A 24,549-nucleotide genomic window follows, 5' to 3' on the forward strand; every position below is an offset into this window, starting at 1 on the left:
GCTCCGCACGCGGAAGCCGGCGCAGCCGTGGTGCTTGATCGGCTGCGCCGGCGGGTGACGCGGCGGTCAGGTGGCGGTCAGGCGGCGAACGGGACGAGGCCGGTGTGCTCGGGGCCGCTCACCGCGGTGTGTCCCCCTCCAGGGCCTCGGCGAGGGCCGCGAGGGTGGGGTGTCGGAAGACCAGGACCGGCGGGACCCGGCGCCCGAGTCGCTCGCCGAGCTTGCCCGCGACCGTGGTGAGGGTCAACGAGGTGCCGCCGACGTCGAAGAAGCTGTCCTCCGGACCGAAGTCGTCCTCGACGCCCAGGCACTCCCGCCACACCTCGGCGACGAGGAGCTGCTGCTTGGTGACGGCCCGGCGGGTGGTGGGGGCCGGGGCGGACACCGGGCGGGGGTCGGGCAGCGCGGTGCGGTCGACCTTGCCGTTCGGGGTGAGCGGGATCTCGCCGATCACGGTGTAGCTCTGCGGCAGCATGTACGGCGGCAGTTGCTCCGCCAGGTGGGCGCGCAGTGCCGCCGGCTCCGGGGCGGGCCGGTCGGGGTGCTCGGGGATCAGGTAGGCCGCCAGCTGGTCCGCCCCGGCGGGGGTGCGGCGCACGGCCACCACGCAGTCGGCCAGGGCGGGGTGGCTCTGGAGCGCGGACTCGATCTCGCCGAGCTCGATGCGGAACCCGCGCACCTTGACCTGGTGGTCGTTGCGGCCGAGGAAGACCAGATTTCCGTCGGGCAGCAGCTGGACCACGTCGCCCGTGGCGTACATCCGGGCGCCGGGCTCCGTGGCGTACGGGTCGGGCAGGTACGCCGCGGCCGTGCGGGCCGGGCGGCCGAGGTAGCCGCGGCCGACCGCGCTGCCGCCGACGTACAGCTCGCCGCGGCAGCCCGGGGCGACCGGGCGCAGCCGCGGGTCCAGCACGTAGAGGTGCGCGTTGTCGGTCGCCCGGCCGAACGGGACGCTCGGCCGATGGGCGTGCCGGCCGAGCAGCTCCTCGGTGATCGGGCAGAACGCCGAGGTGACGGTCGCTTCGGTGGGCCCGTACTCGTTGAAGACCTGGCACCCCGGCGCGGTAACGGACAGGATGCGGCGGGCGATGTCGTGCGGCACGGCCTCGGCACCGGTGAACACCAGGCGCACGGAGGCGAGTCGCGCCGCGGCATCCGTACCGGACTCAAGCAGGATCCGCATCTGCGAGGGCGTCGCGTTGAGCGTGGTGATGCCGCGCTCGGCCACCTCCCGCAGGAACTCCTCGGGGTCGTAGGCGGCGGTGGGGCTCGCGAGGTGCAGTTCGGCGCCGGACACCAGGCACTGGAAGATCTCCCAGACCGAGTTGTCGAACGCCACCGAGTGGTTGAGCAGGGCCCGGTCCCGTCCGCCGAGCCGGCACAGCCGCTGGTTCCACTCCAGGAACCCGGTGATGTTGGCGTGGGTGATCGCGACGCCCTTGGGGTTGCCGGTCGAGCCGGACGTGTAGATCACGTAGGCGAGGTGGTGCGGTTGCGCCGCCTCGGCCGGTCCGGGATCCGCCCCGGGCTCCTGGTCCACCGCGACGAGCCGCACGCCGTCGCCGAACAGCGCCGAGGCGGGGTGCCCCGGGTCCGCGACGACCAGGCGTACGCCCGAGTCGGCCAGGAGGTACTGCAGCCGGTCCGCCGGGTAGCCGGGGTCGAGCGGGACGTAGGCGCCGCCCGCCTTCAGCACGCCCAGCAGGGCGATCACCAGCTCCACCGACCGTTCCAGGCAGACACCGACCAGGCTCTCCGGGCGCACGTCCGCGGCCCGCAGTTCCCTGGCCAGGGCCGAGGCCCGCGCGTCGGTCTCGGCGAAGGTCAGCGACCGGCCGTCGCCCACGACGCAGGGCGCGTCCGGGGTGGTCCGCACCTGGCGGTCCCACAGGCGCACCAGGGTGGTCGGCTCGGGCAGCGGCTCGGTCCGGTCGCCGAGGGCGAGGGCGCGCAGCTCTGCGGCCGAGACGATCTCCAGCTCGGACAGCTGGGCCGTGGCGTCGGACACCATCTGCTCGATCACCCGCAGGAGGTGCCGGCCGAAGCCCCGGACGAAGTCCGCGTCGAACAGGTCGGTGGCGTACTCGACGGAGATGCTGAGGTCACCGGATCCGGCGGCGTGGTCCGTCACGTCGAGGGCGAGGTCGAAGCGGGCGGTGCCCAGCCGCCCCTCCAGCTCCTTGCGGTCGTACAGCTCGGTGAAGTGGCCGGCCACCGGCTCCTCGTGCAGGGCGAAGAGCACCTGGAACAGCGGGTTGCGGCTCAGGTCGCGCTCCGGGCTCAGCTCCGCCACCAGTTTCTCGAACGGCAGCTCCTGGTGCGCGTACGCCTGCCGCGCGACCTCGCGGACCCGGCCCAGCAGCTCGCGCCAGGTCGGGTCGCCGGACAGGTCGGTGCGCAGGACGAGGGTGTTCACGAAGTAGCCGACCACCTCGTCCAGTTCCGGGCGCGGTCGGCCGCCTGCCAGGGTGCCGACGGCGACATCGCTCTCGTCCGCGTACCGGCCGAGCAGCACCTGCAACGGGGCCAGCAGGCCCATGAACAGGGTGACGCCCTCGGCCCGGCACAGTGCGCGCAGCCGGTGCGCCGAGTCGGCGGGCAGGCGCAGCAGTTCCCGGCGGCCGCGGTGGCTCGCGACGGCCGGCCGGGGCCGGCTGGTCGGCAGCTCCAGGGCGGGCACGCCGGACAGCCGGGTGCGCCAGTGGTCGAGCAGCCGCTCCCGCTCGGCGTCGGTGAGCCGCTCGCGCTGCCAGGCCGCGTAGTCGGCGTACGTCACGGGCAGCGGTGCCGGGGCGGGGCGGCGGCCGGCGGCGAACTCCGTGTAGAGCTCGCCCAGTTCCCGCACCATCAGGTCGACCGAGACGCCGTCACACGCGATGTGATGGAACGTCAGCAAGGTGAGGTCGCGGCTCGGGGTGCGCAGCACGTCCGCGCGCAGCAGCGGGGGGCGGTCGAGGGCGAAGGGGGCGCGGATCCGCTCGGTCAGCAGCGCGTCCAGGTCCTCCTCGGCGACCTCGGTGCGGCGCAGCGGCACCGGCTCCGGCTCGCGCGGTTCGGGGCGGCCCCGGCCGGCGACGGCGACGAGGGCCGTGCGCAGCGCCGGGTGCCGGCGCACCAGCGCGGACAGGCATTCCTGCAGCAGCGTCAGATCGACCCGCCCGCCGGGCAGCCCCAGGGCGACCGGCAGGTGGTAGGCGGGCACCGCGTCGTTCAGCTGCTCGAAGAACCAGATCCGCTCCTGGCCGAAGGAGAGCTCGGCGGTCGCGGCCGTGGGGATCGGCTCGTCGTCGGAGGGGGCCACGCCGTCCAGCGCGGCGGCGAGCGTGGCGGGCGTCGGATGGGCGAAGACCGACTGGGCGTCGACCGGCACGCCCAGCTCCGCACGCAGCCGCGCCACGGCCCGTACCGCGGTGAGCGACTGGCCGCCCAGGCCGAAGAAGTCGTCGTACGGGGACACCTCGTCGAGCCCGAGCACCTCGGCCCATACGCGGCACACCGCCGCGGTGTGCGGCGGCAGCGGGGCGTAGCCGGGCAGCGGTCCACCCGCCCGGACCGGGCTGTGCGGGAGCCCCCGCACGGCGCCGCGGTCGGCCTTGCCCGCGGGGGTGCGGGGCAGGGCGTCGAGCACCGCGTAGCCCTGAGCCACCATGTGGGCGGGCAGCCGCCGCGCGAGGTGGTCACGGACCTGGCGGGGCAGGTCGTCGGACGTGCTCCGCGCGTCGTGCGCGGGCACGAGGTAGGCCACCAGCTGGTCGCCGCCGGCCGCCTCCCGGTCCACGACCACCACCGCGTCCGCCACGAGGGGGTGGCTGCGCACAGCGGCCTCGACCTCGCCGAGCTCGATGCGGAAGCCGCGCACCTTGACCTGGTCGTCGTTGCGTCCCAGCACCTCCAGCGTGCCGTCGGCGGACCACCGGGCGAGGTCGCCGGTCCGGTACAGGCGCCCGGGAGTGTCCCCGAACGGGTCGGGCACGAACCGGTCGGCGGTCAGCGCGGGCCGGCCCAGGTAGCCGCGCGCCACGCCGGCGCCGCCGATCCACAGCTCGCCGGTGACTCCCGGGCCGACCTCCCGTCCGCTCTCGTCGACGACGTGCAGCCGGGTGTTCGACAGGGCCGTGCCGGTCGTGACCCGGTCGGCCACGGCGTCGATGCGGGCGGCGCCGGCCCACACCGTCGCCTCGGTCGGCCCGTACAGGTTCCACAGGGTGCCGCCGGTGGCGAGCAGGTCGCGGGCCAGCTGCGGATCGAGCGGCTCACCTCCCGACAGCAGTACCCGGCCGTGCCCGTCCGTCCAGCCGGACGCCAGCAGCATCCGCCAGGTGGTGGGGGTCGCCTGGACGACGCTCACCCCCGCCCCGGCGAGGGTGGCGGCCAGCAGCTCGGGGTCGGTGTTGGCGGCGCGCGGGGCCATCACCACCGTCGCTCCCCGGGTCAGCGGCAGGAACAGCTCCAGTATCGAGATGTCGAACGACAGCGGGGTCAGCGCGAGGACCCGGTCGTCCGCCGCGAGGCCGGGGCGTTCGGCCACACTCCGCAGGAACGAGGCGAGCGCCGCGTGGTCGACGGCCACGCCCTTGGGCAGGCCGGTCGAGCCGGAGGTGTAGAGGACGTAGGCGAGGTGGTGCGGGTGCACCACCGGGGCCACCGGCGCGGCGGGTTCCGCGGGGAAGTCCTCGACCAGCAGGACGTCGCGCGCGCCGGACGCGAGGGCCTGCGCGCGGTGGTCCGCGTCGCACAGCCACAGCCCGGCTCCCGCGTCGGTGGTCATGTGCCGCAGCCGGTCGGCCGGGTAGCCCGGGTCGAGGGGCAGGTACGCCGCGCCCGACTTCAGGATGCCCAGCAGGGCCACGACCGTCTCGACCGAGCGGCCGAGACACACGCCGACCAGGCACTCCGGTCCGATGCCGCGTGCCTGCAGCTCGGCGGCGAGCGCCGTGGCCCGGCGGTCCACGGCGGCGTAGGTGGCGCGGTGGGCTCCCGCGACGACGGCGACCCCGTCGGGTGTCGCGGCTGCCTGCTGCTCCCACAGTGCGACGAGGGTGGTCGGCGCCATGAACGGTCCTTTCTCAGCCCCGTGCGGGGAGGGTGCGCGTGATCATCTCTGCCAGCTGTCGTTCGGCGCCGCGCACATAGAGGTGAGGGGCGCCCGGGAACAGATGCAGGGCACAGTCGGCCGAGGTGTGCTCGTGCCAGCCGGCGAGCTCCGTCCGGTCGACGCTGTCGTCGTTCGAGCCGGCCAGAACGGTCAGGGGACAGGGCAGGGGTGCCTCGGCCCGGGGCGTGTACGTCTCGCACAGCGTGAGGTCCGCGCGCAGCAGCGGCAGCAGCAGTTCCTGCACCTCCGCGTCCACGCCCTCGAAATCGGTGGTGGCGAGCAGCTCGTCGTCCGGCAGCGTGTGCCGCGGGTCGCGGTCCGGCAGGCCGGGGGCGCGCATGCCCGACAGGAACAGGTGGTCGGGCAGGCGGGTGCCGAGCGCCCGCAGCCGCCGGGCCGACTCGAAGGCGATCAGCGCGCCCATGCTGTGCCCGAAGAAGGCGTACGGCAGGTCCGTGCGGTCGGCGAGGTGCGGCGCGAGGGCGGTCACGGCCTCGTCCATGGACGTCAGGGCCGGCTCGGCGAACCGGGTCTCCCGGCCGGGCAACTGGACCGTGCAGACCTCGACGGTCTCCGGCAGGTACGCCGCCAGCCGGTAGGCGGACGCGCCGGCTCCGGCGTGCGGGAAGACGAACAGGCGCTGCCGCGCGGTGTGCTCACGGCTGCCGAGCCCGCGCAGCCAGGCCGCGGCCAGGCCGGTGGCCGTCATCGTGACGCTCGCACGGAGCGCGGGGTCAGGTCGGTCCACACCTGCTCGATGTGGTCCAGGCACTCCTGGCGGGTGCCCTGCGCGCCGGTGGCGGTCCAGCCGGCGGGCAGGGCACGATCGGCGAACCAGACCGAGTACTGCTCCTCGTGGTTCACCACGACGACGTACCGGTCCTCGGTGGGGCGCGGGGCGGATGCGGCGCTCATGCGTCAGACCCCCACCCCGGTGAAGAAGTCGCTCTCGCGGCGGCCCCGGCCCGCGGCCACGACCCGGTCGTGCACCCACTTGCCGACGGCGAGGTCGAGTACGCCGAGTCCGAACGGCGAGAAGACCGCCGGACGCCCGTGGTCCCGGCGCAGCCGCTCGCGCAGCAGGTCGCCGAGGGTGCCGTCGACGAAGTCCCGGTTACCGGTGCGCTGTTCGGTCAGGTGCAGCGAGGTGCGCTCGCGTACGGCGTGGTCGACGTCGTCGGTGACGTTCTGGGCGGCGAGGATCATCTCGGGGGAGAGGTCGCGCAGGGACAGGTGCAGGACCACCGGGTTGTGTGCCAGCAGCCGGGGGTCGTGCAGGTGCGGTGCGCCGGCCACGGTGGCCAGCACCACCAGGTCGCAGTCGGTGAACGCGCCCTCCACCGTGTCGGCGATCACGATCTCGGCCTCGGTGTGCTCGGCCATGACGGCGCCGAAGCGGCCCGCCGCCGCCGGGTCGAGGTCGAAGAGCCGGAAGCCGTCGATCTCCCAGTCGAGATCACGCAGGAACCGCCACACGTGCTGGGCGATCAGGCCCGTGCCCACGATGCCGACCCGGCGGGCGCGGCGGGCACCGAGCAGCGTCTGCGCGCCGAGCACCGCGGAGGCCGCGGTCCGCGTCGCCGAGATGATCGAGGACTCCATGCAGGCGAACGGGTAGCCGGTGACGCAGTCGTTGAGGATCAGCGTGGCCGAGGCGCGGGGGATGCCGTGCTGCGTGTTGTCCGGGAAGCTGGCGATCCACTTGTTGCCGGCGACCTCGAACTCGCCGCCCAGGTAGGCGGGCAGGGAGATGATGCGCGACCGGTCCTGGTGCGGGAAGCGCAGGAACGAGCTGTGCGGGTTCGCGCTCTGTCCCGCGTCGTGCGTGAGGTAGGCGGCACGGACGACGTCGACGAGCTCGGGACGGTGCCGGTCGGTCTCGGCGGCGATGTCGCTCGCGCCGATCACGGTCATGGGCGGTGGGGCCAGGGTGGACACGGGGTGGTTCTCCTTCAGTTGGCGGCCAGGACTTCGACGCCGGCGGGCTGTGCCGCTTCCGCGCGCAGCTGCTGGACCCATGTGGGGTCGTAGACGGTCTGGGCGTAGGCATGGCCGCGGTCGGCGGCGATGAAGGCGACCCGGGGACGGTGCGCCCCGGGACGGTGACGAGCGAAGTAGTCCTGGACGGCGGCATAGGTGCTGCCGGTCGAACCGCCCGCGTACAGGCCGTACGTGGTCACCAGGTCGGCGCAGGCCTCGACGGCGCGGACCTCGGAGACGATCTCGACCTGGTCGATCAGTGCCTGCTCGCACAGCGGCGGCACGATGCTGGAGCCGATGCCGGGGATCCGCCGCTTCTTCGGCGGGCCCCCGAAGATCACCGAGCCTTCGGTGTCGACGGCGACCACCACGCAGGCCGGGTAGGTCTCCTTGATCCGGTGGGACAGCCCGGCGATCGTGCCGCCCGTGCCCACGCCGACGAAGAGGTAGTCGAGCGGGCCGGCCTGCGCGATCAACTCACCGGCGGTGAAGCGGTAATGCGCGTCGCGGGCATCCGGATTGGCGTACTGGTTGGGCCAATAGGCCGAATCGAGTTCGACCAGCAGTTCCTGCACCCGGGACAGCCGGGTTTTCAGGTAGCTGCCCGCGGTATCACGGACGGATACCTTCTCCACCCGCCCGCACAGCAGCCGGAGCTGGGCCTCGGTGGCCTCGTTGCAGTTCGGATCGATGACCGGAACGAACGAGATGCCGAGCATCCGGCAGTAGAGAGCCAGGGCCAGCGCGAAATTGCCGGACGACGACTCGACCACCGTGGTGTCCTGCGTTATCTCCCCGCGACCGATTGCCTGTTCCAGAATCCACAGTGCCGAACGGTCCTTGGTACTTCCGGCGGGATTGCAGAATTCCAGCTTGGCAACGACGTCGCACTGCTCGTCCGCCAGAGGAATCAGCGGAGTTCCCATGAGGCCCCTGCGGATTTGCTTGGTCCGTTCGATCAGCAATTGATCAGCACGCCTGTCGAGCATGGGGCGAGTGTGGCACGGGGCCGGTCGGGGCGGCTCAATCGCGACTCAAGTGCGGTGCGGTAAAAGCCTGTCGGCATAAAGAGAGCTGTCGTGCTGTCGTGCCACAGCGGAAAGCCCGCTGCCCCGGTGCGGCACACCGGGGCAGCGGGCTTCTCGGCCGTGAGGTCGGCACGGCGACGGTGGAGCCGTCCGTCCGGTGGTGGCTCCGCTGTCGTGGTCGGGTGGGCTGTTATGCGTGGGCGCTGATGATGCCGCCGGTGCTGAGGACGAGGTAGATGCCGTTGGCGTCGAGGCCGGCGTCGTGCTGGTGGGTCTCCAGGGTGGCGGCGACGCCGTCGTGGCCGATGATCTGCGCGCGGTAGCGCAGCTCGCCGAGCTTGGTGACCTTGGCCTTCCAGCCGCCGGCGAGGGTGAAGGTGCCAGGTCCCTGGTGTCCGCCGCCCATCCAGGAGTGGACCTGGCCGTCGAGGGTGAGGGTGACGAACATGTCGTTGGCGTCGAGTCCGTCGTCGTGGCCCTTCGTCTCCAGCGTGGCCAGGACCTCACCACGCGCCACGATCTTGGCCCGGTAGTGCTGCTCGCCGAGCTTGGTGATCTCGGCCGTGCTCACACCGTCCGCCAGACGCTGGGTACGGACCGGGGAGGCCGCCTTGCCACCGGCGAGCTGCACTCCCGACCAGCCGCCGGCGGCGACCGAGTTCGTGTGCGCGGTGCTCGCGGGCTTCGCGTCGGCGGCGTTCGCGCCGGCGCACACGGTCAGGGTCAGGGCGGCGGCCGCGGTCAGGGTCGCGGCGGCCGCGCGCAGGGTGCGGCGACGAGCGGTGCGGACGGTGCTGGTGGAGTTCATCTGGGGTCCCCCGGGGGCGGTCGTGGTGGGTGGTTTCCTCGGTACGCCACCACTCTGTTCGGGGCCGCTATCGTGAAGCTGCCGCTCCGCTAACACCTGGCTAACGCCCTGGTGAGCGACGGTAAGACGCCGAGCAGAGGACGAAGAACCGTGCTGTGGCGGGCCAGTTGGGGTCACCCGGGCGCTCGGGAGAACCAGGGGCTTCAGCTTCACGAAGTCGACGCACCATCAAACTCGTTACTCCTCCTACGCGTTCACCACCCGGGACTCGCGTCACCGGCTGCCCAGGCCGAGGGGGTATCGGCGGAGTTGGTGCTTTGTGGTGGATTCGTAACAGCGGCATTTGGGACGCAACGCACGGGACCCGAAGCCCCTCTGGTGGGGCAGCGAGGCGCACCAGGCGCCTTCGCAAGGGGGTGGGTCTCACCAAGTGAGGAGATCCACGGGAAGGAAGTCCCATGACCAGGACGAAGAAGACCGGGATGAAGGCGCGGGGCGGCCGGGTGGCCGTGATCGGTGCGATGGGTCTGGCCTCGGTGGCGCTGGCCGCCGCACCGGCGTTCGCCAAGGGCGGTGTGGACATCACGGCCCCGCACACGGGCCAGGTCGGCAAGACCATCACGGTCAAGGCGCACGGCGACGACGACAGCGCCGGCTTCCTGCACCAGCTGTGCCTGGAGGAGAACGGCTTCGGCGAGGGCTGGCACCAGGAGAACTGCAGCGCCGTGGTCGACGGCGAGGCGCAGGTCACCGCGAACGGCACGTCCGCGCGCCGTGGCGACCTGCAGTTCCGTGCGGTGCTGTACGGCCTGACCAGCAAGCACGACCAGAAGCCCGTGCGTCTGCACGCCTCTGACGTGGTGACGGTGCACGTGCGCTGATTCCGTCAGCGCGGCCGCGGGCAGCGGATACGAACACTGCCCGCGGCCACGCGTCCCGCCGGGGTCCGGGGGCAGTCGTCATACCCCCGAGCCCGGCGGCCATCGCATCGGGACCTTCATGGGTCCGGTGGAGCCACGGTGGCGGTCACTGCCAATCGGCGGGCCTGAAGTGCAGTCGCTGGTCCTTCGGCGGAGAGGTGGATGCGTCCGCAACAACGGCGAGTTCATGGGCCTTTCCGCCCGGAAGGGAGAGGTTCCCCTTTCCGTATCCCTCGGAGTCGATCACATAGGCCGTCCGGTAGGAGCCCTTGTCAGGAAAGACCCAGGTGGAGGTGCTCTCGTTGCATGTGCTCGCGATGATCCACTTGTCGGACTTGGTCAGGCACTTCCCGGTGTGATCCCCGTCGTCAACCACGATGTAGTACTCATCGGTCCGATAGGGGCGGTCCGACTGAATGAGTCGGAAGGTGGTTCCGCCCGCGTCGGAGCCATCGTTCGCAACGAGGTGGTCATCGGTACGGACCTGCAGCATCGGACCGTTTGCCTGTGAGGAACTCTGCGCCACAAGCTGGATCTTCAACTCGGTGCCGTGCTCGGGGTCGACGTGATGCGGGTTGTCGAATTGGTGAATGAAATCGCAGCCCAACGCCGCGGCTTGTGCGTACATCAGCAGGAACTGAAAGCCGCCACCATGGTTGGGTCCGCCGAGTCCCCCGTTGCTGGACACGGCCGATACTCCGTGCCAGTCCATGGAGTTCTTCAGGCTGTCGCACGCGGGGCTGTCGGCCGCGTGTGCCTGACCGGTCAGGCCGATGGTGACGAGGGCGGGCAGGCTGAGCATGGCGAGTGCGGCGGCCAGGGGTGCCCGTCGAAGGCGCTTGGACATGGAGGTACTCCCGGGGGATCGGAAATGCGGCCGCCAGCTGCATGCGGCCGGGGGGATGGAGGCATTGCACGAGCCGCGCAATGCGGTGCGCCGGTGTCTGCCAACCGTGGGCGAACCGGCCTCTCCATGGTCTCCATGACCTTGGTGTGCAGCGCGCTTACTTTCGTCAGGCCCCTGCCCCCTCCAAGGGGAGGTGGGGATGGCCGGTCATCCGGCTTTCGTGCCCAAGCGCGCACGGTAGGCGATGCGGGCGGCCTGGACGCGGTTGTCCGCTCCCAGGCGCGTGAGGATCTCACTCACGTACCCCTTTACCGTGCCTTCGCTCATCCCCAGTTCCGCACCGATGGCCGCATTCGACATGCCGCGGGCCAGCAACGTCAGGACATCACGCTGTCGTCGCGTCAGCTCCCTTACCAGAGCGGCCTCTCCGTCGGCGGTGGTGAGTGGTGCCGCGCGGAGGACGGCATCGATGACCCGGCCCGTCACGGAGGCGGCGAAGGCTGCCGTGCCGGCGGCGACGTCGCGCAAGGCGGTGAGGAAATCGCCGGGTGGGGCGTCCTTGAGGAGAAAACCGACGGCGCCGGCGGCGAGGGCCTGCTCGACGTAGTCCTCCTCGTGCCCGAACGTGGTCAGGACCAGGACGGCGGGAGGGGCGGGCATGGCTCGCAGGGCGAAGGTGGCGGCGATGCCGTTCATGCCGGGCATCCGGATGTCCATCACGACGATGTCGGGCTGCAGGCGGCGTGCTTCTTCCAGTGCCTGACGGCCGTCCCAGGCTTCGCCGACCACGATGAGACCGTCCCCGGACTCGATGATGGTGCACAAGCCGGCCCGTACCGCGGCGTCGTCGTCGACAAGCAGGACGCTGGTCACCCTGTGGCACTCCCTGATCGCGGTGGGTGCTGCGAAGCCGTCCGGGCGCTGGCACGGACCGGCGGGGCGAGTAGAACGGTATGTTGCACCCAAATGCATACTTATATATCAGAGTGTTCGTCACGTGAGTCTCGCGTGGGCACTGGGGGTACCGACGGTGCTCGTGCGGACGTCGGACGGGCGCGGAAGCGGAACGGGAGACATGGTGGCCATCCGAGTTCTGATCGCCGACGACAACGAGATCACCCGGTGGGGCATCAAAGCGATCATCGAGTCCAGTGTGGACATCGAGGTGGCAGCCGAGGCCGGTGACGGCCAGGAGGCCGTGGACCTGGCCGTCACCGCGGCGCCCGACGTGGCGCTGCTGGATGCGTCGATGCCGCGCCTGGACGGCATCGCTGCCGCCCGCGCGATCCTCGCGCTGCCCCTCGCTCCGCGGGTGGCGGTCTTGACGGCGTTCCATGACGACACGCTGGTGCACCGGGCCGTTCGTGCCGGTGTCAGCGGATTCCTGCTGAAGGACACAGCGCCGCCGGAACTCCTCAATGCCGTTCGCGAATTCCACCGGGGCCACCGCGTCCTGGGGCCCGCCGTTGCCCGCCGCCTCATCGATCACCTCTCCGAGCACACCTCGCGCCTCACCTCCGACGAGCGCCGTCGCCTCGATGCCCTCACGCCCCGCGAGCGCCGGACGCTCGCCCTGCTGGCCCGGGGACTGACCAATGCGGAGGTCGGCACCGGCCTCGGGGTCGGGGAGGGAACCGTCAAGGGCCGTGTCAGCCTCATCCTTGACAAGCTCGGCGTCGACAGCCGTGTCCAGGCCGCCCACCTCGCCCACCGGGCCGGGATCGCTGTCCACGACGAACCGTGAGGCTCGCAGCACAGGGCCCTCGCCGGACCAGGCTCAGGGGGCTGCGCCGCAGCCTGCGTTGACCCGGGTGCCGGCTGGTGTGTGTCGTTCGGCAGGGCCGCCACCTGCCGAACGGGATCCGGAGAGATCCGCCCCGGCATGGATCCTGGAAGTGGCACACGGCTCCCAGCCGGCCAGCCCGCCCGGTGCCCGAGGCGATCCGTACGGAGCACTTCCCGTGCGCTGACCGACGCCCGGCGGAGGGGAACGAGGTCGGACGGGCGGCCTCTCCTCCCGGGCTTCACCATTTTTTCCTGTTTGACGCTGTGAAGGTGTGTGCGGACTCGTGGTGGACTCGTGGTGGACTGCCTGGCGGACCGATGCGGTGGTCGTGGTCGCGGTGGTGGCGCTGGACCTGGGGAATTTCTGGGCCGAGGCTCCCAACGGGCTCCTGACCGGTATGCCGCGCACCGTGATCGTGCCGGTGGTGGCCATGGTCGGCCTGCTGCTGTGGCGGCGGCGAGGGTTCCCGCGTGCGGTGGCGGCCGGCGTTGTGGCAGGTGACATGATCGCCTTCACGCCGGCCGCGCTGGCGGTGGCGATGTACACCCTCGGCTCTTCGGTGCGCGGCCCGAGAGTGCTGGCCGCCTTCGCCCTCCTAGGCTGCGCGACGGACTTCGTCGCCATCCAGGGAAGCCTCCCCCACGCGGCCCTGCGAGAGGCCGTCTACTCCATGGTCTTGACGGTCAGCCCGCTGGTAGCCGGCTACGCCGTCGCTGTCCGTCGGGACTTCGGCCGGACCACTCAATCACGTCTGGAGGGCCTGGAACGTGAACATCAGTTGCGCCTGGAACAGGCGCGGACAGCCGAGCGGGCCCGCATCGCCCGTGAGATGCATGACGTCGTCGCGCATCGCGTCAGCAGCATGGTGCTGACCGCCGGGGCCTTGCGGGTCGGCCCCGCCTCACACGACCCGGCTGTGGCCACGGCGGCCGACCGCATTGGCACCGACGGTCGTCACGCCCTGGAGGAACTGCGTGAGGTCCTCGGTGTCCTCATGCCCGGTCGCCGCACCACCCGGCCGCGTCCGGAGGTCCCCGGGCCCGGCGCCGTCCAGCTGACAGGGCTCGTCCAACAGGCCGCGGACCGCGGGCAGCAGGTCGAACTGCGCGTCGACGGGTTTCCGGAGGCGCTGCCCCCGACGGTCCAGCGGGCCCTTTACCGCACCGGCCAGGAAGCCCTGACCAACGCGGCAAAGTACGCTCCCGGAGCCGCGGTGACGGTAGGGCTGGCGTGCCGGGTCGACGGAGTCCACCTCACCGTGACGAACGCGGCCGCCACCCGGCCCGCAGTCACCGACCTGCCCAGCGGCGGCAACGGGCTCGTCGGTCTCGCCGAACGCGCACGGCTCCTTGGGGGCACTCTCACAGCCGGTCCCACCGGTGACCATGGATTCGCCGTCGCCCTGACATTGCCCACCCGGACCAAGCGCCCCTGAACACCGCTCCGGACGCGCACTCACTGCGCCGGGGCCCGTGGTTCTCCCGCACCTCGGCATCCGCCGAGACACTGGAGAACCACGGTCCGCCGGGGGAGGTCAGGATCAGGCCCGGACCGTCTGCGTGGCTTCGTACGACGCCCCGTTCACCTTTTCGATCACCTTGACGAGGAAATCGCCCGCGTACATTCTGCCGTCGACGGGAAGGGGCCATCGGCCATTGGACTGGGTAACCGACTGATCAAAGACGATTTTCTTCGCGCTGTTGGTGACGACCACCCGAACATCTGTCGCCTTCGGGTCAACCGCTCCTCTGAACGAGGTCACGTACGTCAATTCACCGTGGGTGACGGTCGTTGCACTCATATCGCAGGGCGGAAAAGCGGAGTCCGGACGCACCTGTGCTCCGTCCTTGAACTTTCTCACCCGGGTCACGACGTGGTCGATGACACGAGAGTTTCTGGGCAGGTCCCCGTGCGTGACACCGTCAATTTTCAAGGATCGGTTGTTCGGTGCTTCCGGAAGTCTTGAGACGCCGTTGTCGACCACACCGTCATCGGGTGAGTAGATCTCCTCGTAGTCCGTGGGTAGCGGAGTCGGTGCCCTGTTCAGGAGCTCCATGAAGCCGCTGTCGTTGAGCTCGCAGGTGGAGGCGGTGACGAGATCCCTCAGGATGCCCTTCCCGCATGCGAGACCCAGTCCCAGCTCCACATACCATTTCTGCCCGGGCCCCAGATTGGGACCCCCGAGCGAAGTCCAGGAAACAATCCTGTTCCCGAAGGAATGATTCGCGGACTCCGGGCTGTAAGGTCGCCCGCTGAGCTGGATGGCGAGGCGGGTGGGGATGCTCCCGAGAGAGTGGGCGACGACCGCGACCTTGCGAGTGGTGCCGAACCGGTTGTTCACCGCGTCAATGAACCGCATGGCGTTCACTTGATTCGAGTCACGCCAGCCTTCGAAGTCCCACGCGAAGAGGTCACTCTCTGGCCAACCCGCCTCCACGAACTTCTTCTTCATATCCGTGAAGGCGCCGGCCGTGTCATTCATTCCGTGCACGAACACGACCGCGGGGAGAGAATCCTCGGCTCCGGGCAGGTTGGCTTCCGACTGTGCGGCAGCGCTGTCGCCGACCGAGGCCGCCCGGGCGTTTGTCATGCCGAAGGATGCCGGACCGGACAGGAAGGCTGCGGCCGTCGCGGTCAAGACGGCCGCCGACGCGAGTCGTCGTCTCGCGAAAATGGCGGTGAAGTCGGATCGGTACATGGGGAATTCCCTTCCGGAGTGGATCTGCGCGTGCGGCATCTCGGACCGATGCCGGTCGGCCGCGGAAGGCCGACGGGAGTCGCCTCGTCGTCCAGTCTCTGTGCGACAGAAGGGAAATTGACGTGCCGTTCGTGGGACGCGGAGCCTTCCGATCGTCCGGTACTCGGATGGAAAACAGGCCCGACGTGCAGGACCTTCGAGGGGTGGCAACCCTGGCCAACGGAAGGTGGATCCACTTCCTGGCCGGGGAGAATACGAGGAGTGCTCAGGGGGCCGCTGCTCCATCCACACCGAGTGCCCGTTTCGCGTGCCTTGCTTCGGCATGCCGACGGTCCTGTTCGCCTCTGGTCCGGCAATTGGAACTGACTGTCCCTTTGTCATACCCGGCACCGGAAATGCCGAAAGGGACCGGGGAATCCCTTGCATTGGAGGAGAATGTTTCATGCGTCCATCTGATGTCCTCAACTCCCACGCCGGTCGAGGCTTCGCATCGGCTGCGGCCCTGATCGTGACGGCTGCTGCCCTTCTCGCCGGCCCCTCCGGGTTCGGCGTGGCGGACGCTCAGGCGGTCCCGGCAGGGGACTCGGCCGAGGGCCTCACGGCGACCGTGTCCCTGGGAGACAGCTATATCTCCGGTGAAGCCGGGCGGTGGGCGGGAAACAGCGGCGCCAATCAGGACGGTGCGTGGAGCGGGACCGACCGCGGTGCACAGGTTTACGGGGCATCAGGGCGATGCCACCGCTCAGATTCTGCCGAGGTGAAGAGCTCCGGCTTGCCGGGGGAGGCGGAAAACCTCGCCTGCTCCGCTGCAGTTGCTGCCGATGTCTACACGTTGGGAGGTCAGGCCGACCAGCTCGCGGACCTTGCGAAGAGGTAGCGGGTCGGAGTCGTCGTGATGTCGCTCGGCGGAAACGACCTGGACTTCAAAGGAACCATCTCGGACTGCGCGAAGGGCTTCATCTTCGGCAACCTCACGGGAAGCCTGGCGGGGTACCACTGCCACGGCGACCAACAGAAGCGAGTGGACGAGAAGTCGGCCGGGGCGAAGGCTGACATCACACGAGCTGTCATGGCGGTCAGAAACGCCATGAGTCAGGCAGGGTACGGCAGTGAATCGTACCGGCTGGTGCTCCAGTCCTATCCCTCGCCTCATCCTGATGCGCACGGAAACGCCTTCATGGGAAAGGGCTACCGTGACCACCAGCGCTGGACCGTCGGGGGCTGTCCCTTCCATGAGGATGATTCGGACTGGGCGCGCAGGAAACTCGTCCCGCAGATCTCCGCAATGATTAAGGAGGTCGCCCGTAGCGCAAAGGCGGAATTCTTGGACGTGCAGGACCTGTTGACGGGGCATGAAGTATGTGCTGCAGATTCCAAACGGGCATCGCTCACCCAGAAGCCTGGAGAGCAGGAATGGGCGAGATTCATCTGGCCCAGCTACACCGAGGGAAAGTGGGATGTGCCGCAGCAAGGTGGCGTGGAGGAGTTCATGCACCCCAACTGCTATGGGCAGCAAGCTCTTGGTCACTGCCTCAAGGAGCACGTACAAAGGGGCGCGGGGGATTCCGCCTGCGCGGGCGCAGCCGGAATCGAACCCCACTCGGTACGCTGGTCGCGTCTCTCCGATTAACCCGGGACGCATTCATCTCCGTTGTCACTCCGGGTTGTCACTCCAGGAAATTTTTTCTGTTTCCCATGTCATGGATCTCGCTCAGCCATCGGGCAGAGTGAGGCGTTCGACGCGGGCCGTGTCGCCGGTGCGGGGGCAGGTGAGGCAGGTGTCGTCGGGGCGCAGGGTGTAGTACATGCAGCAGCTGGCGCGGTCGCGGGTGGGGAGCGGGGTGCCGTCGGGGGCGGTCAGGGTGCGGAAGGCCGCGGCGCCGATGTAGGGGGCGGTGGCGCCCGGGAGCAGTTGGTGGAGTGCGGCCATGGCCCGGGGCTCGTCGTCCAGCAGGTGTCCCAGGTACCAGAGGCCCTCGACGATCTCGTCCGTGGCCATGCCCCACAGGGCCCGTGGTCCGCGGCGCATCCGGGGGGCGAAGCCGTCCAGGACCGGGCCGAGGTGCGCGGCGACGGCGGCACGTACCTCCGCGCGCAGCGCCTCCTCGTCGGGGAGGACCCTCGCGCCGGGCAGCGCCGCCGCGGGATCGTCGGGAAGGCAGCAGAACGTGCCGAGGCGCACCGCCATCCGTCCCAGTTCCCGCTGGAAGGACACGTCCTGCACGGGCAGCCGCGGGACCCGGCGGTGCAGGTACCAGGGGAGGGTGATCAGCAGGCAGGCGGGCCAGGCGTAGCGGTGCAGGGCGAAGCCGGCGACGACGTCCGGCCGGGCCCGTTGTCCGTACTCCCGCATGATCTGTGCGTCCTCCCGGGCGAGGAAGGTCTCCAGGGCCGCGCCGCCGGCCGCGAGACCGGCCGCGCACACCCAGCCCTCGCCGCTGGGCGGTGCCCCGTCCCAGGTGGTCACGCGCAGGCCGGGGAAGACCGCCGAAAGCCGGGTGTAGGCGTCGGCGACGGGGTGGAGGGAAGGCGGAGCGGCGGGGGCTTGAGTCATGCGGGAGACCACCGAATCGCGATCGTTAGCAGGTAAGCCTTACCTTACCCGAGGGTCTACCCGCATGCGCTGCACACCAGTCCTCACGCCACGTGCGCACACCGGCCCCGAGGTCCGTCCCCGCACCGTTTCCCGCGCCGTGCGCACGGCTCCTGGGACGGTCCGTGGCAGGTCACGGATTTGCAGGGCGGCCCGCGCCGCCTATGGTGCTGGGAACGTCAGGAGGAATCGTCATGGAGCAGGGCACAGCGGAGCCGCAGCCGTGCGCGCGGGCGTGGGTGCCCGCGCAGCCCGGCCCCGGCGTGCCCCGGCGGCACTCCGTCCGCGGCCAGGTGCTGGCCGCGCTGCGCCGCGCGCTGGTGGACGGCGAGCTCACACCGGGTGAGGTCTACTCCGCACCGGCGCTCGGCGAGCGCTACGGCGTCTCCGCGACCCCGGTCCGTGAGGCCATGCAGCAGCTCGCGGGGGAGGGCGCCGTCGAGGTGGTGCCCAACCGCGGCTTCCGGGTCGCCGAGCGCAGCGCCCGTGACCTCGCCGAGCTGGCCGAGGTCCGGGCGATGCTGGAGGTGCCCGCGATCGTCCGGTTGGCCCGGGCGCTGCCCCCCGAACGCTTCGAGGAGCTGCGCCCGCTGGCCGCGGCGGGCGTGGCGGCGGCCGCCGGCGGCGACCGGGTCGGCTACGCCGAGGCCGACCACGCCTTCCACGACGCCCTGATGTCGCTCACCGGCAACCGCCGGCTCACCGAGCTGACCGGCGATCTGCTGCGCCGCGCCCAGTGGCCGCCGGCCACCGGATCCCGGCGCACCGCCGAGCTGCTGGCCGATGCCGCCGAACACCACACGCTGCTCGACGCCTTGAGCGCCCGGGAGTTCGCCGTGGTCGAGCGGATCGCCCGGGCGCACGTCTCGGTGGCGCACCGGCCGCACTGAACGTGCGCCCGGCTCAGCCGGGCAGCAGCTCCTCCAGGGGCAGCGCCGCGACATCGGCGGCGGGCCGCGAGAGGTACAGATCGGCGTGGTAGAAGCCGTCGGCCTCCTTGCCCGTGGTGGACAGGCCGTGTCCGGCGAGCGCCTCGAACGCCCCGCGCCGCTCGTCCCCGTCGGCGAACCGCCGCTGGCGGAACGTACGGGTGGGGAGCTTCTCGGTGACCAGTCCGGCCCGGGCCAGCAGGGCGGAGACCGGGCGGTAGGACACCGTCCGCAGCACGAACGCGGCCACCCAGGGCGGTGTGTCGACGGAGTCGAAGAGATGGCCGAAGGTCCGTGCGGTGATGTAGCCGACGCCGCCGGTGACGGTGATCAGGTCCGTGTCCGCCAGCGCGCGCCGCAGTTCCGGGCTCGGTGCGTCCGTCTCCAGGTTCTCCGCGAACCCCTGGTCGAGCAGGCCGACCTCGCGGGCGTAGCCGACGGCGCGGTCGGCCGCGTCGATGCCGGTGATGCGTACGGACTCGGCTCGGCGCCGGCTGGCGAAGAACGTGCGGTCCTCGTCGACGAGTTGACGGGTCGTCGGCGCGTCCGGGCGGAGCGCGGTGTAGCGCTCGTAGAGCTCGGAGAGGGACAGCCGGTGGTTGAGCAGGGCGGCGTTGACCCCGTATGAGCAGCAGAGGTCGACGACGTTCAGTGGTGGACGGTCGCTGCGGTGTCGCGTGAGGGTTTCGGTCACGGTGCGGAACACCGCTTGGCCGTGGTGCGGAATCTGGTAGTCCAGTGGCTGCAGGGTGGTGAAGTACCGACGGGGATCCGGGCAGTTGTAAATCGCCTCGAAATCCGCCTTGCCCCAGTCGGTTCCAGCGGTCGTCTTGGTCACTCCTGCTGTCATGTGGCCTCCTGAAAGGCTGAGCCAATGGGTGGGGCTCAGCTGGTCCCGGACCAGCATCCTGTCCCCGCCGCCGCCTCACAGTGCGACTTGCGGCCATTCTCGGGGTCTGTGGGGCGTGCGGACACACCCCTGCCCCCGGCCTTCGCCCCATGGTCCCACCTCCCGGTTCACCCGGCGCGTCGACCGCCGGCCCCGTGGGGAACCGTCACGCCCCGGCCGATCCGCCCCGGGGACCGGCCGGATCCAGCCAAACGGCGCGGGTGCCGGCATGGCCGAGTAAGGGGGGTTGACGGAAAGCGGAGGAATGCGTTTCGCCTGAGCGGAACGGCGACGGTCCACCACCCGCCGTGCACGGGGTGGTGGGCCGTCACCGGTACCCCCGACGCGGTGGCCGGGGTGCCGCGCGCCCGCCGGCTAGGTCGCCGTCACGGCCGTGGAGAGATGGTCGGCGAGCCACGTCGGCACCCCGCCCATGAGACGGAACAGCCGGGCCGCCTCGGCGCGCAGCCGGTCCGCGTCCGCCTCCGGGGCGGCGTCGGCCAGCGCCGCGAGGGCCGGCGCCGTGCCGATGAGGAAGCCCAGCTCCTCACGGATCCGCAGCGACTCGGCGAAGCCGTGCCGGGCCTCCGCCAACTCCCCGTCCCGCAGCGCGAGTCCGGCCAGATGGCGCCAGGTGAAGGACAGCAGCAGGCTGTCGCCGCGCGCGGTGGCGCCGGCGTGCGCGCGGCGGTAGGCGGCCCGCGCCGCGTCCGGGCTGTCGGCGACATGCTCGGCCATCAGCCCGCGCCGGAAGTCCAGCAGCGGCCGGCCGGCCGCCGCGGGTGCCAGCAGCGCCGCGGCCCGGCCGAGCGCCGAGCGTGCCTCGTCGGCCCGGTCCCGGACGCCCAGGACGGTTGCCGCGTAGGCGAGATGGCCACGCTCGCAGGCCGCCCCGCCCCGCTCGTCGTCGTCGGCCGCCAGGGCCTCGGCGGCGCGCAGCGCGTCCTCGGCCTCGGCCCAGCCGGTGGCCGTGAAGACACAGCGCTCGGCGAGCAGGGCCGCCCTGCGCAGGGCCGACGGGGCGTGCCGGACGGCGTGCGGCTCCAGCAGGGCCGCCGCGTCGTCCCAGCAGCCGCGGGAGCGCAGTCGCCAAACGGCACGGTCGAGGGGATCGTCCCCCTCGACCGTGCCGAGTGCTGGTATGTCCGGTGCGGATGCGGGCCTCGGTACCGTGACCGGCACCGGATCCGCAGAACTGCCCGGATCCACGGGATCCGCTGATTCTGGCATGGCGGTATCCGCCACATTGCCCTCCCCAAGCGCGCCATTGAGCTGGAAATCGGAAGCCGTGCGCGCATCTCAGCACGAATTCCGTCGCCGGGCCAAGGGGGCGGGTGAATGATTTCACAATCACCCGGGGCGCGGTCCGGGCCGGGCGCGCGGCCCTGATCGGGCGTATTGCGGCGCGAGCGCGGGCGGCCGCGGGCGGACACCGGCGGGGTGAAGCCGCCCGATCGAGTTACCCCGAACGGCCCAGCGCCGCCCGCCGGATCGCACCGGCGCCGCGGGGGCGGGGCAGGGCCCGGCCCGCGGTCAGCTCATCCGCAGCGCGAGGAAGAAGTCGAGCTTGTCCTCCAGGCGGGACAGATCGCGTCCGGTGAGCTGCTCGATCCGGCCGACGCGGTAGCGGAGCGTGTTGACGTGCAGGTGCAGGCGGGTGGCGCAGCGGGTCCAGGAGCCGTCGCAGTCCAGGAACGCCTCCAGCGTCGGGATGAGTTCGGCGCGGTGCTTGCGGTCGTACTCGCGCAGCGGGTCCAGCAGCCGGGCGGTGAAGGCGCGGCGGACGTCATCGGGGACGAACGGCAGCAGCAGGACGTGCGAGGCCAGTTCCTCGTGCCCGGCGGCGCAGACCCGGCCTGAGCGGGCGGCGGCGACCCGGCGGGCGTGCCGGGCCTCCTCCAGGGCGCCGCGCAGGCCCTCCGCGGAGTGCACCGCGGCGCTCACCCCGACCGTCAGCCGCCCGTCGTCCGCCAGTCCGCGGCCGAGCGGCTCCTGGACGACCCGGAGCAGCTCGGCGGCGCGCAGCCCCGTCGCGGCGGAGTCCCCGGACTCGTCCGGCACGGGCATCGGCACCAGGGCCACCGCGTCGTCGCCGGTGTGTGCCACGGCGATGCGGTCGGAGGGCTCGGGTCCGGCGGTGTCGGGGTCGACCAGCATCTCCTCCAGCAGGCTCTGCGCCACCGGGCCGCCGGGGACGTCCCCGTCCTGCCACTCGACCCGGGCCACCACGAGCTGCCAGTGCGGCGCGGCCCCCAGACCGGGCAGCAGCACCGGGGCGGCCACCCGCAGCCGGGCCGCGATCTCGGCGGGCGGGGCGCCGGTCTGGACGAGCTCCAGCACCTCCTGGGCGAGCCGGCGGCGCACCGTGCGCGCCGCGTCGCGCCGGTCGCGCTCCACCGCGATCAGCTGGGTGACGCCGTGCAGCAGGTCCAGCCGCTCCTCGGACCACTCGCCGGCGTCCGCCTCGACGGCCAGCAGCCAGTCGCTCAGCAGCGTCCGGCGCAGGTCACGGCCCTCCTGGCGGACCGGGAACAGCGAGTAGGTGACTCCCGCGAGGGTGACGCGGTGCGGGCCGCGCCGGCCGCTGCGGGCGGCCGCCAGATGTTCGCCGGCGAGCCGGGCGGCCAGCTCACCGGAGAGTGGTGGCCCGGCGTCCGCCAGCGTCGAGCCGGCGATCTGCCGTCCGGTGGGGGAGAGCACCCAGGCCCGCAGGTCCAGGTCGGAGCCGAGCAGGTCCAGCACCACCTCCGGGCCGCCGCCCGTGGGGCCCGACGTCATCAGCCGCCGGTGGCGGTCCACCACGGCCGCCAGGTCGCCTGCCCGCTCGCTGGAGACCTGGCGGACGACGTGTTCGGTGATGGAGGCGAACGAGACGTCCTCGACCACCGAGAACAGCGGCAGCCGGTGCTGTGCGCAGGCCTGGATCAGGTCGTCGGGGACCGAGCCCAGCTCGGCCTCGCCCGCCGCGAGTCCGGCGACGCCCGCGGCGGCCAGGAGGCGCACGAAGGGTTCGGAGTCCGCCGCCTCGCGGCGCCAGGCCAGGCCCGTCAGGACCAGTTCGCCGCCGGACAGATAGCGGCTGGGATCGCGCAGATCGGTGGTCATCACTCCGCGTACCGTGCGGTCCAGTTCGTCCTCACCCCCGAGGAGCCTAAGGCCCAGGGTGGGGGTGTCCAGGAGTACGCGGAGCCGCATGACCTCGCCCGCCGTTCTTTGCTGTCTGGTGTTGCCGGTGGAATGCCGCGAGGTTTCCGAGCCTCGACTTTCGTTCGAATCTACAAGACGGGTGGCCTGGCCAGCCAACCGCTTCATGGTTTCGGTGACTGCACCGGACGGGTGCCGGGCGCGTTCACTGAGCCCATCAGATGAACAGGGCATGAATCGCTCCGTGGCGCTGAGCGCGCCGCATCCGCACCATGAAGCACCGAGCGACCGATTACCTTCGTAGAATTCGTAGAAGAGGCCACCCATGGACTTCCTTCGCCCCGCCAGCTGGGAGGAGGCGCTCGCCGCCAAGGCCGAGCACCCCACCGCTGTGCCCATCGCGGGCGGCACGGACGTGATGGTAGAGATCAACTTCGACCACCGCCGCCCGGAGTACCTGCTCGACCTGAACCGCATCGGCGATCTCGACGAGTGGGAAGTCGGCGAGCGGACCGTCCGTCTGGGTGCCTCCGTGCCCTACACCAAGATCATGGAGAACCTGCGGGCCGAGCTTCCCGGCCTGGCCCTGGCCTCGCACACGGTGGCCTCCCCGCAGATCCGCAACCGCGGCGGCGTCGGCGGCAACCTCGGCACCGCCTCGCCGGCCGGCGACGCCCACCCCGCGCTGCTCGCCGCCGGCTGCGAGGTCGAGGTCGAGTCGCTGCGCGGCCGCCGGATGATCCCGATCGACGACTTCTACACGGGTGTCAAGCGCAACGCGATGGAGCCCGACGAGCTGATCCGTTCGGTGCATCTGCCCAAGGCCGACGGCCCGCAGCAGTTCTCCAAGGTCGGCACCCGCAACGCCATGGTCATCGCGGTCTGCGCCTTCGGCATCGCGCTGCACCCCGAGACCCGCACGGTGCGCACCGGCATCGGCTCCGCCGCGCCCACCCCCGTACGGGCCCGGGCGGCCGAGGACTTCCTCGCCGCGGCGCTGGAGGAGGGCGGCTTCTGGGAGTCGGGCCACGCCCTTCCCCCGTCGCTCGCCCAGCAGTTCGGGCAGCTCGCCGCCGGCGCCTGCAACCCCATCGACGACGTGCGCGGCAGCGCCGCGTACCGCCGGCACGCGGTCGGCGTCATGGCGCGCCGCACCCTCGGCTGGACCTGGGAGTCCTACCGCGGCAACGCCCACGGCACCAAGGGAGGCGCACAGTGCGCGTGACATTCACCGTCAACGGCCGCCGGCAGGAGGCCGACGACGTATGGGAGGGCGAGAGCCTGCTCTACGTCCTCCGCGAGCGGATGGGCCTGCCGGGCTCCAAGAACGCCTGTGAGCAGGGCGAATGCGGCTCCTGCACGGTCCGTCTGGACGGGGTGCCGGTCTGTTCCTGTCTGGTCGCGGCCGGCCAGGTCGAGGGCCGCGACGTGGTGACCGTGGAGGGGCTGGCGGACTTCGCCCGGCAGCGCGCCGAGCGGGGCGGCTGCGCCGGCGGCACCTGCGGCACCGGTCCGGACGAGGCCAAGCGGTGGGCGGCCAAGCCCGCCACCGACGCGCGGAGCGGCGGCCCGGCCGCCGGGCAGCCCGAACTCTCCCCGATCCAGCAGGCGTTCATCGACGCCGGCGCCGTGCAGTGCGGTTTTTGCACCCCGGGGCTGCTGGTCGCCGCCGACGAACTGCTGGAGCACAACGACTCCCCGTCGGACGCCGACATCCGTGAGGCGCTGTCGGGCAACCTGTGCCGCTGCACGGGCTACGAGAAGATCCTCGACGCGGTCCGGCTGGCGGCCGCCCGCGGCGATTCCCGTACCGCCGGACAGGGAGCCTGATC

20 protein-coding genes are annotated in these 24,549 nt (G+C 71.4%); 7 read left to right on the top strand and 13 right to left on the bottom strand.

Going from position 1 to position 24,549, the window contains the following annotated elements; genetic code table 11:
• Positions 1-118 precede the first annotated feature (118 nt).
• From ACQP17_RS28480 to ACQP17_RS28505, 6 genes are all read right to left on the bottom strand, one after another.
• Positions 119-5,053 carry an amino acid adenylation domain-containing protein gene (locus tag ACQP17_RS28480; RefSeq protein WP_433858832.1) on the bottom strand — a complete coding sequence of 1,645 codons (4,935 nt, stop codon included), beginning with the start codon at positions 5,051-5,053 and terminating at the stop codon, positions 119-121.
• Positions 5,054-5,066: 13 nt separating this feature from the next.
• Positions 5,067-5,843 carry a thioesterase II family protein gene (locus ACQP17_RS28485; RefSeq protein WP_433858833.1) on the bottom strand — a complete coding sequence of 259 codons (777 nt, stop codon included), beginning with the start codon at positions 5,841-5,843 and terminating at the stop codon, positions 5,067-5,069.
• Positions 5,801-6,010, bottom strand: coding sequence for an MbtH family protein (locus tag ACQP17_RS28490; protein ID WP_433858834.1), 210 nt, complete (start codon positions 6,008-6,010; stop codon positions 5,801-5,803). The genes ACQP17_RS28485 and ACQP17_RS28490 overlap by 43 nt, the downstream gene beginning before the upstream one ends.
• A 3-nt stretch (positions 6,011-6,013) precedes the next feature.
• Positions 6,014-7,009, bottom strand: a complete 996-nt coding sequence (gene sbnB, locus ACQP17_RS28495) for a 2,3-diaminopropionate biosynthesis protein SbnB (protein WP_433860028.1) — start codon at positions 7,007-7,009, stop codon at positions 6,014-6,016.
• Positions 7,010-7,047: 38 nt separating this feature from the next.
• Positions 7,048-8,064: a 2,3-diaminopropionate biosynthesis protein SbnA gene (gene sbnA / locus ACQP17_RS28500; protein WP_433858835.1), complete on the bottom strand. Its 1,017-nt coding sequence runs from the start codon at positions 8,062-8,064 to the stop codon at positions 7,048-7,050.
• Positions 8,065-8,293: 229 nt separating this feature from the next.
• Complete coding sequence (locus ACQP17_RS28505) at positions 8,294-8,911, bottom strand: hypothetical protein (RefSeq protein WP_433858836.1); 618 nt, start codon at positions 8,909-8,911, stop codon at positions 8,294-8,296.
• Positions 8,912-9,369: 458 nt separating this feature from the next.
• Between ACQP17_RS28505 and ACQP17_RS28510 the strand changes: the two genes are divergently transcribed.
• Entirely contained in the window at positions 9,370-9,792 is a 423-nt protein-coding gene (locus ACQP17_RS28510) for a hypothetical protein (protein ID WP_433858837.1), read from the top strand.
• A gap of 145 nt (positions 9,793-9,937) precedes the next feature.
• On the opposite strand, the gene ACQP17_RS28515 is transcribed toward ACQP17_RS28510, so the two are convergent.
• Together ACQP17_RS28515 and ACQP17_RS28520 are read right to left on the bottom strand one after the other, a co-directional pair.
• Positions 9,938-10,678, bottom strand: a complete 741-nt coding sequence (locus ACQP17_RS28515) for a hypothetical protein (RefSeq protein ID WP_433858838.1) — start codon at positions 10,676-10,678, stop codon at positions 9,938-9,940.
• Positions 10,679-10,885: 207 nt separating this feature from the next.
• Positions 10,886-11,551: a response regulator gene (locus ACQP17_RS28520; protein ID WP_433858839.1), complete on the bottom strand. Its 666-nt coding sequence runs from the start codon at positions 11,549-11,551 to the stop codon at positions 10,886-10,888.
• A gap of 202 nt (positions 11,552-11,753) precedes the next feature.
• Between ACQP17_RS28520 and ACQP17_RS28525 the strand changes: the two genes are divergently transcribed.
• On the top strand, positions 11,754-12,422 hold the full coding sequence (locus ACQP17_RS28525) for a response regulator (RefSeq protein WP_433858840.1): 669 nt from the start codon (positions 11,754-11,756) through the stop codon (positions 12,420-12,422).
• Between the two features lie 325 nt (positions 12,423-12,747).
• Complete coding sequence (locus ACQP17_RS28530) at positions 12,748-13,899, top strand: sensor histidine kinase (protein WP_433858841.1); 1,152 nt, start codon at positions 12,748-12,750, stop codon at positions 13,897-13,899.
• Positions 13,900-14,004: 105 nt separating this feature from the next.
• On the opposite strand, the gene ACQP17_RS28535 is transcribed toward ACQP17_RS28530, so the two are convergent.
• Positions 14,005-15,162, bottom strand: coding sequence for an esterase/lipase family protein (locus ACQP17_RS28535; protein ID WP_433858842.1), 1,158 nt, complete (start codon positions 15,160-15,162; stop codon positions 14,005-14,007).
• Positions 15,163-16,054: 892 nt separating this feature from the next.
• Here ACQP17_RS28535 and ACQP17_RS28540 point away from each other — a divergent pair.
• The gene (locus ACQP17_RS28540; RefSeq protein WP_433858843.1) at positions 16,055-16,792 is read left to right on the top strand and encodes a hypothetical protein; all 738 of its coding nucleotides are present in this window, start codon (positions 16,055-16,057) and stop codon (positions 16,790-16,792) included.
• An 81-nt stretch (positions 16,793-16,873) separates the two neighbouring features.
• On the opposite strand, the gene ACQP17_RS28545 is transcribed toward ACQP17_RS28540, so the two are convergent.
• The gene (locus tag ACQP17_RS28545) at positions 16,874-17,716 is read right to left on the bottom strand and encodes a (2Fe-2S)-binding protein (RefSeq protein WP_433858844.1); all 843 of its coding nucleotides are present in this window, start codon (positions 17,714-17,716) and stop codon (positions 16,874-16,876) included.
• Between the two features lie 233 nt (positions 17,717-17,949).
• Between ACQP17_RS28545 and ACQP17_RS28550 the strand changes: the two genes are divergently transcribed.
• Positions 17,950-18,645 carry a GntR family transcriptional regulator gene (locus tag ACQP17_RS28550; protein ID WP_433858845.1) on the top strand — a complete coding sequence of 232 codons (696 nt, stop codon included), beginning with the start codon at positions 17,950-17,952 and terminating at the stop codon, positions 18,643-18,645.
• A gap of 13 nt (positions 18,646-18,658) precedes the next feature.
• On the opposite strand, the gene ACQP17_RS28555 is transcribed toward ACQP17_RS28550, so the two are convergent.
• From ACQP17_RS28555 to ACQP17_RS28565, 3 genes are all read right to left on the bottom strand, one after another.
• A complete protein-coding gene (locus tag ACQP17_RS28555; protein WP_433858846.1) occupies positions 18,659-19,534 on the bottom strand; it encodes a hypothetical protein in 876 nt (291 codons plus the stop codon).
• Between the two features lie 414 nt (positions 19,535-19,948).
• Complete coding sequence (locus ACQP17_RS28560) at positions 19,949-20,803, bottom strand: hypothetical protein (protein WP_364879719.1); 855 nt, start codon at positions 20,801-20,803, stop codon at positions 19,949-19,951.
• A gap of 303 nt (positions 20,804-21,106) precedes the next feature.
• Entirely contained in the window at positions 21,107-22,768 is a 1,662-nt protein-coding gene (locus ACQP17_RS28565) for a PucR family transcriptional regulator (protein ID WP_433858847.1), read from the bottom strand.
• 274 nt (positions 22,769-23,042) lie between these two features.
• On the opposite strand from ACQP17_RS28565, the gene ACQP17_RS28570 reads away from it, so the two are divergent.
• Positions 23,043-23,942: an FAD binding domain-containing protein gene (locus ACQP17_RS28570; RefSeq protein ID WP_433858848.1), complete on the top strand. Its 900-nt coding sequence runs from the start codon at positions 23,043-23,045 to the stop codon at positions 23,940-23,942.
• Positions 23,933-24,547: a (2Fe-2S)-binding protein gene (locus ACQP17_RS28575; RefSeq protein WP_433858849.1), complete on the top strand. Its 615-nt coding sequence runs from the start codon at positions 23,933-23,935 to the stop codon at positions 24,545-24,547. Before ACQP17_RS28570 ends, ACQP17_RS28575 begins: the two co-directional genes overlap by 10 nt.
• Positions 24,548-24,549 lie beyond the last annotated feature (2 nt).

This window comes from Streptomyces kronopolitis, assembly GCF_050953795.1.
GTDB classification, from domain to species: domain Bacteria; phylum Actinomycetota; class Actinomycetes; order Streptomycetales; family Streptomycetaceae; genus Streptomyces; species Streptomyces kronopolitis_A.